Annotated in this window: 15 protein-coding genes; 13 read left to right on the forward strand and 2 right to left on the reverse strand. The window is 69.4% G+C overall.

Annotated elements, in window-relative coordinates:
- Positions 1–108 precede the first annotated feature (108 nt).
- From WD026_RS02570 to WD026_RS02590, 5 genes are read left to right on the forward strand one after another with little or no spacing between them, the layout of a single operon-like run.
- Positions 109–777 (forward strand): GntR family transcriptional regulator, encoded by a 669-nt coding sequence (locus tag WD026_RS02570; protein WP_425722093.1) that lies wholly within the window; start codon positions 109–111, stop codon positions 775–777.
- Positions 774–2,099: a malonyl-CoA decarboxylase domain-containing protein gene (locus tag WD026_RS02575; RefSeq protein WP_425722094.1), complete on the forward strand. Its 1,326-nt coding sequence runs from the start codon at positions 774–776 to the stop codon at positions 2,097–2,099. The genes WD026_RS02570 and WD026_RS02575 overlap by 4 nt, the downstream gene beginning before the upstream one ends.
- A 40-nt stretch (positions 2,100–2,139) precedes the next feature.
- Positions 2,140–3,123, forward strand: a complete 984-nt coding sequence (locus WD026_RS02580) for a Bug family tripartite tricarboxylate transporter substrate binding protein (RefSeq protein WP_425722095.1) — start codon at positions 2,140–2,142, stop codon at positions 3,121–3,123.
- Positions 3,123–3,917: an enoyl-CoA hydratase/isomerase family protein gene (locus tag WD026_RS02585; RefSeq protein WP_425722096.1), complete on the forward strand. Its 795-nt coding sequence runs from the start codon at positions 3,123–3,125 to the stop codon at positions 3,915–3,917. Before WD026_RS02580 ends, WD026_RS02585 begins: the two co-directional genes overlap by 1 nt.
- Before the next feature lie 26 nt (positions 3,918–3,943).
- Positions 3,944–5,497, forward strand: a complete 1,554-nt coding sequence (locus tag WD026_RS02590) for a malonate--CoA ligase (protein WP_425722097.1) — start codon at positions 3,944–3,946, stop codon at positions 5,495–5,497.
- A 6-nt stretch (positions 5,498–5,503) separates the two neighbouring features.
- Here WD026_RS02590 and WD026_RS02595 read toward each other — a convergent pair whose 3' ends face one another.
- Both WD026_RS02595 and WD026_RS02600 read right to left on the reverse strand, forming a co-directional pair.
- Complete coding sequence (locus tag WD026_RS02595; RefSeq protein ID WP_425722098.1) at positions 5,504–6,883, reverse strand: MATE family efflux transporter; 1,380 nt, start codon at positions 6,881–6,883, stop codon at positions 5,504–5,506.
- 25 nt (positions 6,884–6,908) lie between these two features.
- A complete protein-coding gene (locus WD026_RS02600) occupies positions 6,909–7,352 on the reverse strand; it encodes a universal stress protein (protein WP_425722099.1) in 444 nt (147 codons plus the stop codon).
- Positions 7,353–7,460: 108 nt separating this feature from the next.
- Between WD026_RS02600 and WD026_RS02605 the strand changes: the two genes are divergently transcribed.
- The 8 genes from WD026_RS02605 (at position 7,461) to WD026_RS02640 (ending at position 14,991) form a co-directional block, all read left to right on the forward strand.
- The gene (locus tag WD026_RS02605; RefSeq protein WP_425722100.1) at positions 7,461–9,755 is read left to right on the forward strand and encodes a heavy metal translocating P-type ATPase; all 2,295 of its coding nucleotides are present in this window, start codon (positions 7,461–7,463) and stop codon (positions 9,753–9,755) included.
- A 17-nt stretch (positions 9,756–9,772) separates the two neighbouring features.
- A complete protein-coding gene (gene ccoS / locus WD026_RS02610; protein WP_086120581.1) occupies positions 9,773–9,910 on the forward strand; it encodes a cbb3-type cytochrome oxidase assembly protein CcoS in 138 nt (45 codons plus the stop codon).
- A gap of 101 nt (positions 9,911–10,011) precedes the next feature.
- Complete coding sequence (ccoN, locus tag WD026_RS02615) at positions 10,012–11,454, forward strand: cytochrome-c oxidase, cbb3-type subunit I (protein WP_425722101.1); 1,443 nt, start codon at positions 10,012–10,014, stop codon at positions 11,452–11,454.
- A gap of 19 nt (positions 11,455–11,473) precedes the next feature.
- Positions 11,474–12,100, forward strand: coding sequence for a cytochrome-c oxidase, cbb3-type subunit II (gene ccoO, locus WD026_RS02620; protein ID WP_425722102.1), 627 nt, complete (start codon positions 11,474–11,476; stop codon positions 12,098–12,100).
- Between the two features lie 11 nt (positions 12,101–12,111).
- Complete coding sequence (locus WD026_RS02625; protein ID WP_425722103.1) at positions 12,112–12,249, forward strand: cbb3-type cytochrome oxidase subunit 3; 138 nt, start codon at positions 12,112–12,114, stop codon at positions 12,247–12,249.
- A 25-nt stretch (positions 12,250–12,274) separates the two neighbouring features.
- Entirely contained in the window at positions 12,275–13,186 is a 912-nt protein-coding gene (gene ccoP, locus WD026_RS02630) for a cytochrome-c oxidase, cbb3-type subunit III (RefSeq protein ID WP_425722104.1), read from the forward strand.
- A 114-nt stretch (positions 13,187–13,300) separates the two neighbouring features.
- The gene (gene ccoG / locus WD026_RS02635; RefSeq protein WP_425723186.1) at positions 13,301–14,680 is read left to right on the forward strand and encodes a cytochrome c oxidase accessory protein CcoG; all 1,380 of its coding nucleotides are present in this window, start codon (positions 13,301–13,303) and stop codon (positions 14,678–14,680) included.
- Between the two features lie 20 nt (positions 14,681–14,700).
- Entirely contained in the window at positions 14,701–14,991 is a 291-nt protein-coding gene (locus tag WD026_RS02640) for a nitrogen fixation protein FixH (protein WP_425722105.1), read from the forward strand.
- The last annotated feature ends 2 nt before the right edge of the window (positions 14,992–14,993 follow it).

Here is a 14,993-nt window from a genome sequence, read left to right on the forward strand (position 1 = left end):
TGAACCGCCAGGGGCAGGGTAATCACCTGCCCATTTTTCTGTCTGAGGGGATAGCATTACGTGTAATTACAGATAATTTTTCGCCCAACACCTTTTCATACCGCCGCCATGCGCCTGGTCCCCAGCTCCCTGCACGACGACGTCGCCGACCGGCTGCGGGGGCTGATCTTTGACGGCAGCCTGGTGCCGGGCAGCTTCATCGACGAGCCGGCCCTGTGCGAGCAGATGGGCATTTCGCGCACGCCGCTGCGCGAGGCGCTGAAGGTGCTCACGGCCGAGGGTCTGCTGCGGCACGAGCCGCGCCGGGGCTGCTTCGTCAACCAGATCACCGAGCGGGACCTGGACGAGATCTTTCCGGTGATCGCGCTGCTGGAAGGGCGCTGCGCTTTTGAAGCCGCGCGCAACGCCACCGACGCCGACCTGGCCGCGCTCGACGTGCTGCACGAGCGTCTGAACCGCCATGCGCAGGCGCGGCGCATCACCGAGTACTACGAGACCAACCACGCCATCCACGAGGCCATCATCACCCTGGCCGACAACCGCTGGCTGGCCCAGGTGATCGGTGATCTGCGCAAGATCCTGCGGCTGGCCCGGCTGCAGCAGCTGCATGCCCCCGGCCGCCTGACACAGAGCCTGGCCGAACACATGGCGGTGTACGCCGCACTCAAGGCCCGCGATGCCGAAGGCGCCGAGGCCGCCATGCGCACCCACCTGACCCGCCAGCGCGAGGCGCTGCGTGAACTGGCCCGCCAACGCACCTCGAGGATTTCGGCATGAACGCATCGACCTGGATCACCGAAAAGGTGGGCAAGCTGCGCGCCGCAGCACCCGCACGGCGCAGCGTGGCCGAACGCATGAAGGCCCGGCTGCGCCAGGGCGACGAGGCCTTGTCGCCGCGAGCCCTGCGCCAGCGGTTCGACGAGATCCAGGCCGTGGTGGACCCCATGGTCAGCGAGGTGGAAGGCGGCCGCCGCGCCCAGGTGCTGATGGACTGGTACGCCGCTGCCCCGCTGGAGGAGCGCCGCGATGTGTGGCGGCTGCTGTGCGAGCAGTTCAAGGCCGATCCCGAGAAGGTGCGCAAGGCGCAGGCCGATCTGGCCGCCGCCGCCGGCACGCCCGACGAGGCGGCGGCCGAGGTGCGTTTCCGCCGCGCCACGGTCTCGCCCCGGCGCCGGGTGCTGCAGCGCATCAGCGCCCACCCCGAAGGCATCCGTTTCCTGGTGGACCTGCGGGCCGAACTCCAGCCGCAGCTCAAGGGCGAGCCGGCGCTGCAGGCGCTGGACGTGGAGATGGAGTACATGTTCTCCACCTGGTTCGATGTGGGCTTCCTGGAGCTGCGCCGCATCAGCTGGGACTCGCCGGCCTCGCTGGTGGAGAAGCTCATCAAGTACGAGGCGGTGCACGACATCCGCAGCTGGGCCGACGTGAAGAACCGGCTCGACAGCGACCGGCGCTGCTACGGCTTCTTCCACCCGCGCCTGCCGGGCGAGCCCCTGATCTTCGTGGAAGTGGCGCTGATGAACCACATCGCCGAGAGCATCACGCCGCTGCTGGACGAATCGGCCGCGCCGGACGACCTGACCCGCGCCACCACCGCCATCTTCTACTCCATCAGCAACACCCAGACCGGGCTGCGCGGCGTGAGTTTTGGCGACTCGCTGATCAAGCATGTGGTGGAAACGCTCAAGGCCGAGTTTCCGCGCCTCAAGGTGTTTGCCACGCTCTCGCCCATACCGGGCCTGCGGCCCTGGCTGCAGCGCAACGCGCCGGCCGAGCTGCTGGCCGCCTGGGAGCGCTGGGACGAGCTGGGCGAGCACGACACCCCGCGCCGCGCCCTGCTGGGCTGGGCCGCGCGCTACCTGGGCCGCGAGTTGACCGAGGGCAAGCCGCTGGACCCGGTGGCCCGGTTCCACCTGGGCAACGGCGCGCGCATCGAGCGCCTGAACTGGGGCGCCGACCCCTCGGCCAAAGGGGTGAAGCAGTCCTATGGCCTGATGGTGAACTACCTCTACGACCTCAAGCGCCTGGACCGCCACCGCGCCCAGCTGGCAGCCGGAAAAGTACCGATGTCCGGCGCCGTGGAAGACCTGTACCTTTGACCGCTTTCCCCCACAACCACAAAGACCCGGAGACAACACCATGCAAGCATCGATTCCGCGCCGCCATCTGCTGGGCGCTGCACTGGCCGGCACGGCCCTTCACCACGTCGGCGCCTTCGCCCAGTCCGGCTGGCCATCCAAGCCGGTCACCATGATCGTGCCGTTCCCCGCTGGCGGCGGCACCGATGCCTTCGCCCGCCCGCTCTCGGCGGCCTTCACCCGGCTCTCGGGCAAGTCGCTGGTCATCGACAACCGGGGCGGCGCCGGCGGCACGCTGGGTGCCAGCATCGCGGCCAAGGCCCAGCCCGACGGCTACACCCTGTTCATGGGCGCGGTGCACCACTCGATCGCGCCGGCCATGTACCCCAAGCTCGATTACGACATCGAGAAGGACCTGATCCCGCTGATCCTGGTGGCCAGCGTGCCGCAGGTGCTGGTGGTCAGCCCCAAGCGCATCCAGGGCAACTTCCAGGACTTCCTCAAGCAGGTCAAGTCCAACCCCGGCAAGCTCAACTACGGCTCGGCCGGCGGCGGCACCTCGCACCACCTGGCCGGCGAGCTGTTCAAGCAGCAGACCAAGACCTTCATCACCCACATCCCGTACCGGGGCGCCGGTCCGGCCCTCAACGACCTGATCGCCGGCAACGTGGACATGATGTTCGACGGCCTGGGTTCGTCGGCCGCGCACATCAAGGGCGGCCGCATCAAGGCGCTCATGGTGGCCGGTGCCAAGCGCAACCCGGCCTTCCCGGACGTGCCCTGCGCGGCCGAACTCGGCCTGCCGGACTACAACGTCACCACCTGGTACGGCGTGTGGGCGCCCAAGGGCACGCCGGCGGATGCCCAGAAGGCCGCCATCGACGAGATCCGCAAGGCGGCCAGCACCGACGAGGCCAAGGCCGTGTGGGCCAACCAGGGCGCCGAGTTCCCCGACCTGTCCGGCAACGCCTTCGACAGCTTCGTCAAGGGCGAGATCCGCAAGTGGGCCCAGGTGGTCAAGGCCTCGGGCGCCAAGCTGGACTGATGCGCAGCGTGGGCCACATCCGCTTCGGCATCGAAGGGGCGCTGGCCCGCGTGACGCTGTGCCACCCCGGCCGGCTCAATGCCATGTCGCGCGCGATGTGGCGCGAGCTGGCCGACCTCTTTGTGCGGCTGCAACAAGGCCAGGGCGACCTGGCCGGCGTGCGCGCCGTGCTGGTGGCCGGGGAGGGCGGTCACTTCTGTGCCGGCGGCGACATCGCCGAGTACCCGGACTTCCGTTTCCACCCCGAGGGGCTGCGCGACTTCCACGAGAACGATGTGTGGGGCGGCCTCTCGGCCATGCTGGCCTGCGACCTGCCGCTCGTTGCTGCCATCGAGGGCAACTGCATGGGCGCCGGCATGGAGATCGCCAGCTGCTGCGACATCCGCGTGGCCGGGCAGGGCGCCCGCTTCGGTGCGCCGATTGCGCGCCTGGGTTTTCCCATGGCCCCGCGCGAGGCCCAGCTGGTGGCCCGCGAGGCCGGTCTGGCCACCGCCCGCGAAATGCTGCTGCAGGCCGCCGTGCTCGACGCCCCCACGCTGCTGCAGCGCGGCTTCCTGAACGCCGTCGTCGATGACGGTGCCGTGCCGGCCGAGGCCCTGGAGCGCGCCCGCCGCATCGCGGCCCTGGCCCCCGAAGCCGCCCGCCTCAACAAGCAGACGCTGCGTGCGCTGCTGCCGCCCCCGCCCGACGCCGGCCTGCTGGCCCGCGCCTACGACTACGCCGACAGCGCCGAACACCGCGAAGGCATCACCGCATTCCTGCACAAGCGCGCCCCGGTGTTCGGGGCCGCCTGACCCTTTCTGCACCACCCCTGCCAGCCATGAGCAACCACAACCTGTTTGTCGCCCTGCGCGACGCCTTCCCCGCCGATCTGGACGCCACCGCCGTGGAGACCGTGGGCGGCACCCAGTCCGGCCTGCGCTACTCCTGGCGCGACCTGGACCGCGCCACCGCCATGGTGGCCAACCTGATCGATTCGCTGAAGCTGCCGCCGCGCTCGCGCATCGCGGTGCAGGTGGAGAAGTCGGTCGAGGCGCTCATCCTGTACCTGGCCACGCTGCGCGCCGGCCATGTGTTCCTGCCGCTCAACACCGCCTACCAGGCCGGCGAGATCGAGTACTTCGTGGGCAATGCCGAGCCGGCCATGGTGGTGTGCAGCCCGGGCAACTTCGGCTGGGTGTCCAAGATCGCCTTCCAGGCCGGCACCCGCCATGTGTTCACCCTGGGCGACGACCGCACCGGCAGCCTGCTGGAGCGCGCTGCCCACCACAGTGACGTGCACACCCCGGCCACCTGCGCGGCCGACGAGCTGGCCGTCATCATCTACACCAGCGGCACCACCGGCCGCAGCAAGGGCGCCATGCTCTCGCACGGCAACATGCTGAGCAACGCCCGCGTGCTGCGCGACTACTGGGGCTGGCAGGCCGACGACGTGCTCATCCACGCGCTGCCCATCTTCCACGTGCACGGCCTGTTCGTGGCCATCCACGGTGCCCTCATCAACGGCAGCCCGATGCTGTGGCTCAACAAGTTCGAGCCCAGGGCCGTGCTGGGGCTCATGTCGCGCGCCACCGTGTTCATGGGCGTGCCCACGCTCTACACCCGCCTGCTGGCCGAGCCCGGCCTCACCCCCGAGGCCGCGTCGCGCATGCGGCTGTTCGTGTCGGGTTCGGCACCGCTGCTGATCGAGACCTTCCAGGCCTGGCAGGAGCGCACCGGCCACACCATCCTGGAGCGCTACGGCATGAGCGAGACCATCATGCTGACCTCCAACCCCTACCGCGAAGACCCGCGCCACCCCGGCCAGACCGAGCGCCGTGGCGGCACCGTGGGCTTTCCGTTGCCCGGCGTGCAGCTGCGTGTGGTGGACGATGCCGGCCGCCCGGTGGAAACCGGCGAGATCGGCGGCATCCAGGTGCGTGGCCCCAACGTGTTCAGCGGCTACTGGCGCATGCCCGAAAAGACCGCCGAGGAGTTCACCAGCGACGGCTTCTTCAAGACCGGCGACGTGGGCAAGGTGGACGAGCGCGGCTATGTGACCATCGTGGGCCGCAGCAAGGACCTCATCATCTCCGGCGGCTACAACGTCTACCCGGCCGAGGTGGAGAGCGAGCTCAACCAGATGCCCGGCGTGGCCGAGAGCGCCGTGGTGGGCGTGCCGCACCCCGACTTCGGCGAGGTGGGCGTGGCGGTGGTGATCGCCCGGCCCGGCACCGAGCCCGACCCGCAGGCGCTCATCAATGCGCTCAAGGCCCGGCTGGCCAACTACAAGATCCCCAAGCGCTGCTTCGTGGTGGCCGAGCTGCCCCGCAACACCATGGGCAAGGTGCAGAAGAACCTGCTGCGCGACCAGCACAAGGGCCTGTTCGCCTGAGGCGGCTCAGCCGGCGCGGGCCTCCAGCCGGTGGATGACCCGCCGGCACAGCCACAGGCCGGCCACGCCGAAGCCCACCACGCCCAGGCCGTAGCCGGCCAGCACGCCCAGGGCGCCGTACCACTGGCCGCCCAGGGCAATGAACGGGGCCACGCCCAGGGTGGCGCGGCCCCAGTTCAGCGCGGTGGAATAGAAGGCGAAGCCCAGGTTGTTGAAGGCCGCATTGGCCACGAACAGCGCGCCATTGAACAGGTAGCTGCCGGCCACGAACAGGCAGAAGAACTCGATGAGTTCGGCCGCCTGCCCGGTGGCGCCGAAGGCCTGGGCGATCCAGCCCCGGGCCAGCGCCAGCAGCAGCCACACCGCCAGCACATAGACCACCACCAGCTTGAGGCTGTCGTCCAGTGTGCTGCGCAGGCGGTCGTGCCGCTGCGCGCCCAGGTTCTGTCCCATGATGGGCCCGACGGCGCCCGAGAGCGCGAACAGCGCCACGAAGGCCAGGGGGATGAGGCGCACGATGACCGCCCAGGCCGCCACGGCCGCATCGCCGAAGGGCGCCATCACGGCGGTCACCATGGCATTGCCCACCGGCGTGGCCAGCTGCGTCAGCACCGCCGGCACGCCGATGGCCATGTAGGGCCTCCAGTGCCGCTGCAGCGACCCTCGGGTGGGCCAGGCCCACAGGTGGTGGCGCCGCACCAGGGCATGCAGGCCGAAGGCCACCATCACGCCCCGTGCCAGCACCGTGACCAGGGCCGCGCCGTCCAGGCCCCAGCCCAGCGTGAGGATGGCCAGCGGGTCCAGGCAGGCCACCACCGCCGCGCCGCACAGGGTCACGCCCATGGCGCGGCGGGCATCGCCCACGGCGCGCAGCAGCGCACCCAGCCCCATGGCCAGGCCCAGCAGGGGCGCCGAGGGCAGCACGATCCACATGAAGCGTTCGGCGGCGCGGGCCGCCTCGCCCTGTGCGCCCAGGGCCTGCAGCATCCAGGGCACGAAGGGCGCCATGAGCAGCGCACAGCCCGCCATCGACAGCCCCATGTAGGCCAGCGAGGCGCCGGCCATCTGCCGGGCCTGCGATGCCTCACCCGCGCCCAGGGCGCGCGAGGTCAGGGCGGTGGCGGCAATCGCCAGTCCGATGGACAGCGAGGTCAGGAAGAACAGCAGGGTGGCCGCATAGCCCGCTGCGGCGGTGAGCTCGGGCCGGCCCAGCCGCGCGATGTAGAACAGGTTGAGCACGTCCACCGCGAACAGCGCGAGCAGGCCGACCGAGCCGGCGGCCGTCATGGACGTGACATGCCCCAGGGTGGAGCCGGTCAGGAAACGGCCCGCCGAGGCGGGGGTGGTGCGGCCGGAACGGCCGGATGGAGCGGGTGGAGCGGACATGCGGGGCGCATTCTGCGCCCGCCGCTCAGCGCAGCACCAGCACCGGGATATTGGCGTGGGTGAGCACCTGCTGGGTCTCGCTGCCCAGCAGCAGCCGCTTGATGCCGCGCCGGCCGTGCGAGGCCATGACGATCAGGTCGCACTTCTGGCGTTTGGCGGTGGCGATGATGGCGTCGGACACCAGGTCCGACTTGGCGGTCACCGGCTTGACCTTGATGCCGCGCAGCTGGCCGGCCGAGCGCACCGACTCCACCGCAGCCTGGGCTTCGGTCTGCCACTGCTTTTCGATGCGGGCCACCTCGGCGGCGGCCAGGGCCACGCCGCCTTCGAAGTACGACTGCGGGTAGCGCGGCACCACCTTGAGCGCCACCACGTCGGCGCCGGTGATGTCGGCCAGGTCCAGCGCGTGCTGCACCGCCTTCTGGGAGAGCTTGGAGCCGTCGGTGGCCACCAGGATGCGTCGGTACATGGTTTCTCCTCCTTTGTGTCTGTCGATGGAGACAGCGTAGCGCTCCCATCCGCCTGCGGGTTGACCTGCATCAACCCCGGTGCAGATGGCCGGCCTTAAGCTGCGCCCATGACTTCGACCACGTGGTCGCCCGGACACCGGGGGCCACTGACCGTCACCGACGACTTCCTGGTGCTCGACGATCCCGCCGAGCAGCAGGTCTTCACCCGGCCCGCCGAGCCGGGCGAGGGCGGCTGCGAATCGGTGCTGATGGTGCAGGGCATGTACTGCGCGGCCTGCGCCGATGCCGTGGAATCGGCCCTGGCCCCGCTGCCGGGCGTGCAGGAGGCCCGCGTGCACGCCGCCACGCGCCGCCTGGTGCTGCGCTGGGACCCGCAGGCCACGCGCCTGTCCAGCCTGGCCCGTGCGGTGGGCGAGGCCGGTTACCGGCTGCTGCCCATGGCCCAGGCCCTGTCGGTCGATGCCCGCCTGAAGGAAACCCGCCAGGCGCTGTGGCGCCTGTTCGTGGCCGGCTTCTGCATGATGCAGGTCATGATGTACGCATGGCCGGCGTATGTCGCCGAACCGGGGGACATTCCGGCCGACATCGACCAGCTGCTGCGCTGGGCCAGCTGGGTGCTCAGCCTGCCGGTGGTGTTCTTTGCCAGCGGCCCCTTCTTCCGCAACGCCTGGACCGACCTGAAACGCGGTCGCGTGGGCATGGACACGCCGGTGTCCATCGGCATCCTCGTCACCTTCCTGGCCAGCAGCGCTGCCACCTTCGACCCCACCGGCCCCTGGGGCCACGAGGTGTGGTTCGACTCGCTGACCATGTTCGTGTTCTTCCTGCTGGGCGGGCGCTACCTGGAGTTCAAGGCCCGCGACCGCACGGCCGGCGCGCTGGACGCGCTCATGAACCGCCTGCCCGAGACCTGCGAGCGCGAGCAATCCGACGGCCGCCTGGAGCGCGTGTCGGTGCGCCGGCTGGCGGTGGGCGATGTGGTGCTGCTGCCGGCCGGGCAGGCCTTTCCGGGCGACGGCGTGCTGCTGAGCGAGCAGGCCACGGTGGACGAGGCCCTGCTCACCGGCGAGTCGCGTCCGGTGGAGCACCGGGCGGGTGATGCGGTGGTGGCCGGCAGCTTCAACCTGGGCGGCCCGGTGCGCATGCGCCTGACCGGCCTGGGGCCGGACACGCGCTTCGGCCAGATCGTGCGGCTGATGGAGCAGGCCTCCACCGAAAAACCCCGGCTGGCCCTGCTGGCCGACCGCATTGCCGCGCCCTTCCTGGTGCTGGTGCTGCTGGCCGCTGCGGCGGCCGGCGTGGCCTGGTGGCAGGTGGAGCCGGCGCGTGCCCTGGCGGTGGCGGTGGCGGTGCTGATCGTCACCTGCCCCTGCGCCCTGTCGCTGGCCACCCCGGCGGCCATGCTGGCGGCGGCGGGTCGGCTGGCCCGGGGCGGCGTGCTGGTGCGCCGGCTGCAGGCCTTCGAGACGCTGGCCGGCATCGACACCGTGGTGTTCGACAAGACCGGCACCCTCACGCTGGACCGGCTGGGCCTGCAGGCGCTGCGGCTGCGGCCCGGCGCCGACCGCAGCCAGGTGCTGAACCTGGCCGCTGCGCTGGCCCAGGGTTCGCTGCACCCGTCGTCGCGCGCGGTGGTGGCCGCCCGCGAGGCCGATGCACCGGCCATGGCCCTGCCGCTGCCGGCACTGAGCGACCGCCGCGAGATCGCCGGGCAGGGCATGCAGGCCCGCCTGGAAGACGGCAGCACGGTGCGGCTGGGCTCGGCCGCCTTTGCGCTGACGGGCACCCCCGCGCCGGACGATGGTCAGCCGCCGGAAGCCCCGCGCGTCTGGCTGGCCGATGCCCAGGGCTGGCTGGCCACGCTGGTGCTGACCGAGGTCCTGCGCGACGACGCCCTGGCCGCCGTGCAGGCGCTGCAGGCCCTGGGGGTGCGCTGCTGGCTGCTGTCGGGTGATCGCCATGCGGCCGCCCGGCAGGTGGCCGGGCATCTGGGCATCGACCGGGTGGTGGCCCAGGCCTCGCCGGAGCGCAAGCTCGACGAACTGGGCGGATGGCAGCGCGCCGGCCACCGCATGGCCATGGTGGGCGACGGCCTGAACGACGGCCCGGTGCTGGCGCGCGCCGACACCTCGTTCGCACTGGGCCATGCGGCGCCGCTGGCCCAGGCGCAGTCCGATTACGTGATCCAGAGCGGCCGCCTGATGGACGTGGTGCACACCCTGGTGCTGGCGCGGGCCACGCTGCGCACCGTGCGTCAGAACCTGGTATGGGCGGCCGTGTACAACGCGGTGTGCGTGCCGCTGGCCCTGGTGGGCTGGATGCCGCCCTGGCTGGCCGGTGTGGGCATGGCAGCGAGTTCGCTGCTGGTCATCGGCAATGCCTTGCGCCTGTCACGCCCCTGACCTTCAACGGAGTTCCCATGGACGTCCTCTACCTGCTCATCCCGCTGTCCATCCTGGTGGTGTTCGGCGTCATCGCCCTGTTCTGGTGGGCCTTGCAGGGGGGCCAGTTCGACAACATCGAGCGCGAGGGCGAGCGCATCCTGCGCAATGACTGATCCAGGGCGGGTCGATCCGTGCGCGGCTTGACGTACGTCAAGCCCGGGCGCCCCCGGTTTGCAGACACTACACACAACTACAGAGAGAGAGGAGTTTTCCCATGTCCGTCAGCCCATCGGCCGCCAACGCGGTCTACAACGACAAGGTGGTGAGGCAGTTCGCCCTCATGACCGTGGTCTGGGGTGTGGTCGGGATGCTGGTCGGCGTGATCATCGCCGCCCAGCTCACCTGGCCCGCCCTGAACTTCGGCATCGAGTGGCTGACCTATGGCCGCCTGCGCCCGCTGCACACCAACGCGGTGATCTTCGCCTTCGGCGGTTGCGGCCTGTTCGCGGCCAGCTACTACGTGGTGCAGCGCACCTGCCACACCCGGCTGTTCGCCGGCCCGCTGGCGGCCTTCACCTTCTGGGGCTGGCAGGCGGTCATCGTGCTGGCGGCCATCACGCTGCCGCTGGGCATGACCTCGGGCAAGGAATACGCCGAGCTGGAGTGGCCCATCGACGTGCTGATCACCCTGGTGTGGGTGGCCTATGCGGTGGTGTTCTTCGGCACCGTGGGCATGCGCAAGGTGCGCCACATCTATGTGGCCAACTGGTTCTTCGGCGCCTTCATCCTGGCGGTGGCGGTGCTGCACCTGGTCAACAGCGCGGCCGTGCCGGTGGACCTGTTCAAGAGCTACTCGGCCTATGCCGGCGTGCAGGACGCCATGGTCCAGTGGTGGTACGGCCACAACGCGGTGGGCTTCTTCCTCACCGCCGGCTTCCTGGGAATGATGTATTACTTCATCCCCAAGCAGGCCGAGCGCCCGGTCTACAGCTATCGCCTGTCGATCGTGCACTTCTGGGCGCTGATCTTCACCTACATGTGGGCCGGCCCGCACCACCTGCACTACACCGCGCTGCCGGACTGGACCCAGTCGGTCGGCATGGTGTTCTCGCTCATCCTGCTGGCCCCGAGCTGGGGCGGCATGATCAACGGCATCATGACCCTCAGCGGTGCCTGGCACAAGCTGCGTGACGACCCCATCCTGCGTTTCCTGATCGTGTCCCTGTCGTTCTACGGCATGAGCACCTTCGAGGGCCCGATGATGTCCATCAAGACCGTCAACGCCCTGAGCCACTACACCGACTGGACCATCGGCCACGTGCACAGCGGTGCCCTGGGCTGGGTGGGTCTGGTGACCATGGGCTCCATGTACTACCTGATCCCGCGCCTGTACGGCCGCAAGCAGATGTACTCGGTGCCCGCCATCGAACTGCACTTCTGGGTGGCCACCATCGGCATCGTGCTCTACATCGCCGCCATGTGGATCGCCGGTGTCATGCAGGGCCTGATGTGGCGCTCGGTCAACCCCGACGGCAGCCTCACCTACACCTTCGTGGAATCGGTCAAGGCCAGCTTCCCGTTCTATGTGATCCGTCTGGCCGGGGGTCTGCTGTACCTGGGCGGAATGATCGTGATGCTCTGGAACGTGGTCATGACGGCCCGCAGCGGCCGGGTCGAAGAGGTCCGGGTGCCCGCACCCCAGCCCGCCCACGCCTGAGAACCGGAGGAATCAACCCATGGCACAAGCTGACAAACCCACCGGTTTCACCCACGAGCGGATCGAGACCAACAACTTCCTGATGATCGTGCTCATCGTCCTGGTGATCGCGGTCGGCGGACTGGTCGAGATCGTCCCGCTGTTCTTCCAGAAATCCACCACCCAGCCGGTGGAGGGCCTCAAGCCCTACACCGCGCTGCAGGTGGCCGGTCGCGACATCTATGTGCGCGAAGGTTGCTACAACTGCCACTCGCAGATGATCCGCCCCTTCCAGGCCGAGACCCTGCGCTACGGCCACTACTCGGTGGCCGGCGAGTTCGTGTACGACCGTCCTTTCCAGTGGGGCAGCAAGCGCACCGGCCCCGACCTGGCCCGCGTGGGTGGCCGCTACAGCGACGAGTGGCACCGCGTGCACCTGAACAACCCGCGTGACCTGGTGCCCGAGTCCAACATGCCGGCCTACCCGTGGCTGGAGAAGCGCACCGTCAAGGCCGAAGGCCTGCCGCGCCGCATGGAGGTGCTGCGCACCCTGGGCGCGCCCTACAGCGACGAAGAGGTCAAGGGCTCGGTGGAGGCCGTCAAGGGCAAGACCGAAATGGAAGCCCTGATCGCCTACCTGCAGGTGCTGGGCACCGCCATCAAGTAAGGAGTGCGGCCATGGACATCAACGACCTGCGCAGCATCGTCACCGTGGTGAGCCTGTTCACCTTCCTGGGCATCGTGGTGTGGGCCTGGTCCCGCCGCAACCAGGCCGGCTTCGAGGAAGCCGCCCGCCTGCCCTTCCAGGACGAGTGACCCGACAACCGAACCGAGAACCATCATGAGCGACTTCACCAACGACTTCTGGTCCTGGTACGTGGCCGGGCTGACCCTGGTCAGCATCATCGCGTGCGCCATCCTGCTGTGGATCAGCGGCACCACCAAGGTCAAGGCCCACGCCGACAACACCACCGGCCACGTGTGGGACGGCGACCTGCAGGAACTCAACAACCCGCTGCCCAAGTGGTGGGTGTACCTGTTCATCATCACCGTGATCTTTGCGCTGGCCTACGGCCTGCTGTACCCCATGTTCGGCCAGTACAAGGGCGTGCTCGGCTGGTCCTCGCAGGGTCAGCACACGGCCGAGGTCAAGAAGATGCAGGAGGCCATTGCGCCCATCTATGCCGCCTTCCGCAGCCAGGCCCCCGAGCAGCTGGCCGGCGACGCACAGGCCATGGCCGTGGGCGAGCGGCTGTTCCAGAACAACTGCGCCCAGTGCCACGGCTCCGATGCGCGCGGTGCCCGCAGCTTCCCCAACCTCACCGACGGCGACTGGCTGTATGGCGGCACCCCGGCCGACATCAAGACCACGCTCATGGAAGGCCGCAACGGCATGATGCCGCCCATGGCCGCTGCCGTGGGTTCGGCCGAAGACGTGCGCAACCTGGCGCATTACGTGCTGAGCCTCTCGGGCAGCCCGCACGACTCGGTCAAGGCCACGGTGGGCAAGAGCAAGTTCGGCGCCTGCGCCGCCTGCCACGGCATGGACGGCAAGGGCAACACCGCGATGGGCGCGCCCAACCTGACCGACAACACCTGGCTGCACGGCTGGGGCGAGGAGGCGGTGGTCAAGGCCATCACCAACGGCTTCAGCAACCAGATGCCGGCGCAGGCGGCCAAGCTCAATGCCGACCAGATCCATGTGCTGACCGCCTACGTCTGGGGCCTGTCGAACAAGCCCGCCGCCCGTTGATCTTTTTCCACTGATCCTTCCGGCCGAGACCCGAGACGCTCCGTGACCGAACGCAAGACCGTCATCCCCATCGTTCCCGCACCCGCTGCCGCCGCCGTTGGCGACGACGAGGTGATGGTCTCGCTGTATGCCTCGCGGCAGAAGATCTACCCGCGCTCGGTCTCGGGCTTCCTCTCGCGCTGGCGCTGGGCCCTGGTCTGGCTGACCCAGCTGGTGTTCTACGGCCTGCCCTGGCTCAGCTGGAACGACCGCCAGGCGGTGCTGTTCGACCTGGAGGCGCGGCGCTTCTTCCTCTTCAACTTCGTCCTGTACCCGCAGGACTTCATCTACCTCACCGGCCTGCTGGTGATCTCGGCACTCGCGCTGTTCCTGTTCACGGCGGTGGCGGGGCGCCTGTGGTGCGGCTACGCCTGCCCGCAGACGGTCTACACCGAGATGTTCCTGTGGATCGAGAAGCAGGTGGAAGGCGACCGCTCGGCCCGCCAGCGGCTGGACCAGTCGCCCATGAGCCTGAAGAAGCTGGGCCGGAAGTCGGCCAAGCACGGCCTGTGGCTGGCGCTGTCGGTCTGGACCGGCTTCACCTTCGTGGGCTACTTCACGCCCATCCAGGAGCTCGCCGGCCTGGTGGCCAGCCTGTCGCTCGGCCCGTGGCAGACCTTCTGGATCCTGTTCTATGGCGTGGCCACCTACGGCAACGCCGGCTTCCTGCGCGAGCAGGTCTGCAAGTACATGTGCCCCTATGCGCGCTTCCAGAGCGCCATGTTCGACCGCGACACCATGATCGTCACCTACGACGAGCGACGCGGCGAGCCGCGTGGTGCGCGCAGCAAGAAGGCCGACCCGGCGGCCCTCGGTCTGGGCAGCTGCGTCGACTGCACCCTGTGCGTGCAGGTCTGCCCCACCGGCATCGACATCCGCAAGGGCCTGCAGTACGAATGCATCGGTTGTGGCGCCTGCATCGACGTGTGCAACGACGTCATGGACAAGGTGGGTTATCCGCGCGGCCTGATCCGTTACGCCACCCAGAACGGCATGGAGCAGGGCTGGAGCCGCCAGCAGATGCTCCGGCGTGCCCTGCGGCCGCGCGTGCTGGTCTACACCGCCATCCTGGGGGCCATCACGCTGGCGGTGCTGGGCAGCCTGTTCCTGCGCACGCCGCTCAAGGTCGACGTGATCCGCGATCGCGGCGCGCTGGCGCGGATGGTCGAGCAGGGCCGCATCGAGAACGTGTACCGGCTGCAGATCATGAACGCCACCGAAGCCACCCAGCATTACCGCGTCACGGTCAAGGGGCTGGAGGGCATCGCCCTGGCGCCCAGCCCCGACGTGGTGGTGGAGGTCAAGCCCACCGAGGTGCGTGCGGTGGGCGTGAGCGTGCAGATCCCGCCCGGCTCCGCCGCCACCGGCTCGCACCCGATCGAATTCGACATCCGCTCCACCGACCAGGCCGGCCTGGGCGTGGTCGAGCATTCCACCTTCATCGTGCCGCGCTGACGCGGCCCCGGAGACCTGCCATGAACACGAACGAACCGACGGCCGCCACCACCCCCGAACCCTGGTGGCGGGTCAAGGCCATGTGGCTGGTGGTGGGCGGACCGCTGGTGGTGGTGCTGGGCTGCATCGCCACCATCACCCTGGCCATCCGCCACCCCGATCCGGTGCTGGACAAGGCCGCCTACGAACGCGACCTGGCCGCGGCCCGATCGCTGGATGGCGCCGAGCGCGAGGCTGCGCTGATCAAGCTGCAGCCGGCCCACCAGGCGCGCAACCACGCGGCCTCGCCGGTGGTGCCGCAGGACCGTTGAGG

The organism is Hydrogenophaga sp. R2 (assembly GCF_049843595.1).
Lineage (GTDB): Bacteria > Pseudomonadota > Gammaproteobacteria > Burkholderiales > Burkholderiaceae_C > Hydrogenophaga.

What these genes read in the sequence shown, in the direction of transcription:
- WD026_RS02570 (WP_425722093.1), top strand. Translation starts at nt 109, where the DNA reads ATGCGCCTGGTCCCCAGCTCCCTGCACGACGACGTCGCCGACCGGCTG.
- WD026_RS02575 (WP_425722094.1), top strand. Translation starts at nt 774, where the DNA reads ATGAACGCATCGACCTGGATCACCGAAAAGGTGGGCAAGCTGCGCGCC.
- WD026_RS02580 (WP_425722095.1), top strand. Translation starts at nt 2,140, where the DNA reads ATGCAAGCATCGATTCCGCGCCGCCATCTGCTGGGCGCTGCACTGGCC.
- WD026_RS02585 (WP_425722096.1), top strand. Translation starts at nt 3,123, where the DNA reads ATGCGCAGCGTGGGCCACATCCGCTTCGGCATCGAAGGGGCGCTGGCC.
- WD026_RS02590 (WP_425722097.1), top strand. Translation starts at nt 3,944, where the DNA reads ATGAGCAACCACAACCTGTTTGTCGCCCTGCGCGACGCCTTCCCCGCC.
- WD026_RS02595 (WP_425722098.1), bottom strand. Translation starts at nt 6,883, where the DNA reads ATGTCCGCTCCACCCGCTCCATCCGGCCGTTCCGGCCGCACCACCCCC.
- WD026_RS02600 (WP_425722099.1), bottom strand. Translation starts at nt 7,352, where the DNA reads ATGTACCGACGCATCCTGGTGGCCACCGACGGCTCCAAGCTCTCCCAG.
- WD026_RS02605 (WP_425722100.1), top strand. Translation starts at nt 7,461, where the DNA reads ATGACTTCGACCACGTGGTCGCCCGGACACCGGGGGCCACTGACCGTC.
- ccoS (WP_086120581.1), top strand. Translation starts at nt 9,773, where the DNA reads ATGGACGTCCTCTACCTGCTCATCCCGCTGTCCATCCTGGTGGTGTTC.
- ccoN (WP_425722101.1), top strand. Translation starts at nt 10,012, where the DNA reads ATGTCCGTCAGCCCATCGGCCGCCAACGCGGTCTACAACGACAAGGTG.
- ccoO (WP_425722102.1), top strand. Translation starts at nt 11,474, where the DNA reads ATGGCACAAGCTGACAAACCCACCGGTTTCACCCACGAGCGGATCGAG.
- WD026_RS02625 (WP_425722103.1), top strand. Translation starts at nt 12,112, where the DNA reads ATGGACATCAACGACCTGCGCAGCATCGTCACCGTGGTGAGCCTGTTC.
- ccoP (WP_425722104.1), top strand. Translation starts at nt 12,275, where the DNA reads ATGAGCGACTTCACCAACGACTTCTGGTCCTGGTACGTGGCCGGGCTG.
- ccoG (WP_425723186.1), top strand. Translation starts at nt 13,301, where the DNA reads ATGGTCTCGCTGTATGCCTCGCGGCAGAAGATCTACCCGCGCTCGGTC.
- WD026_RS02640 (WP_425722105.1), top strand. Translation starts at nt 14,701, where the DNA reads ATGAACACGAACGAACCGACGGCCGCCACCACCCCCGAACCCTGGTGG.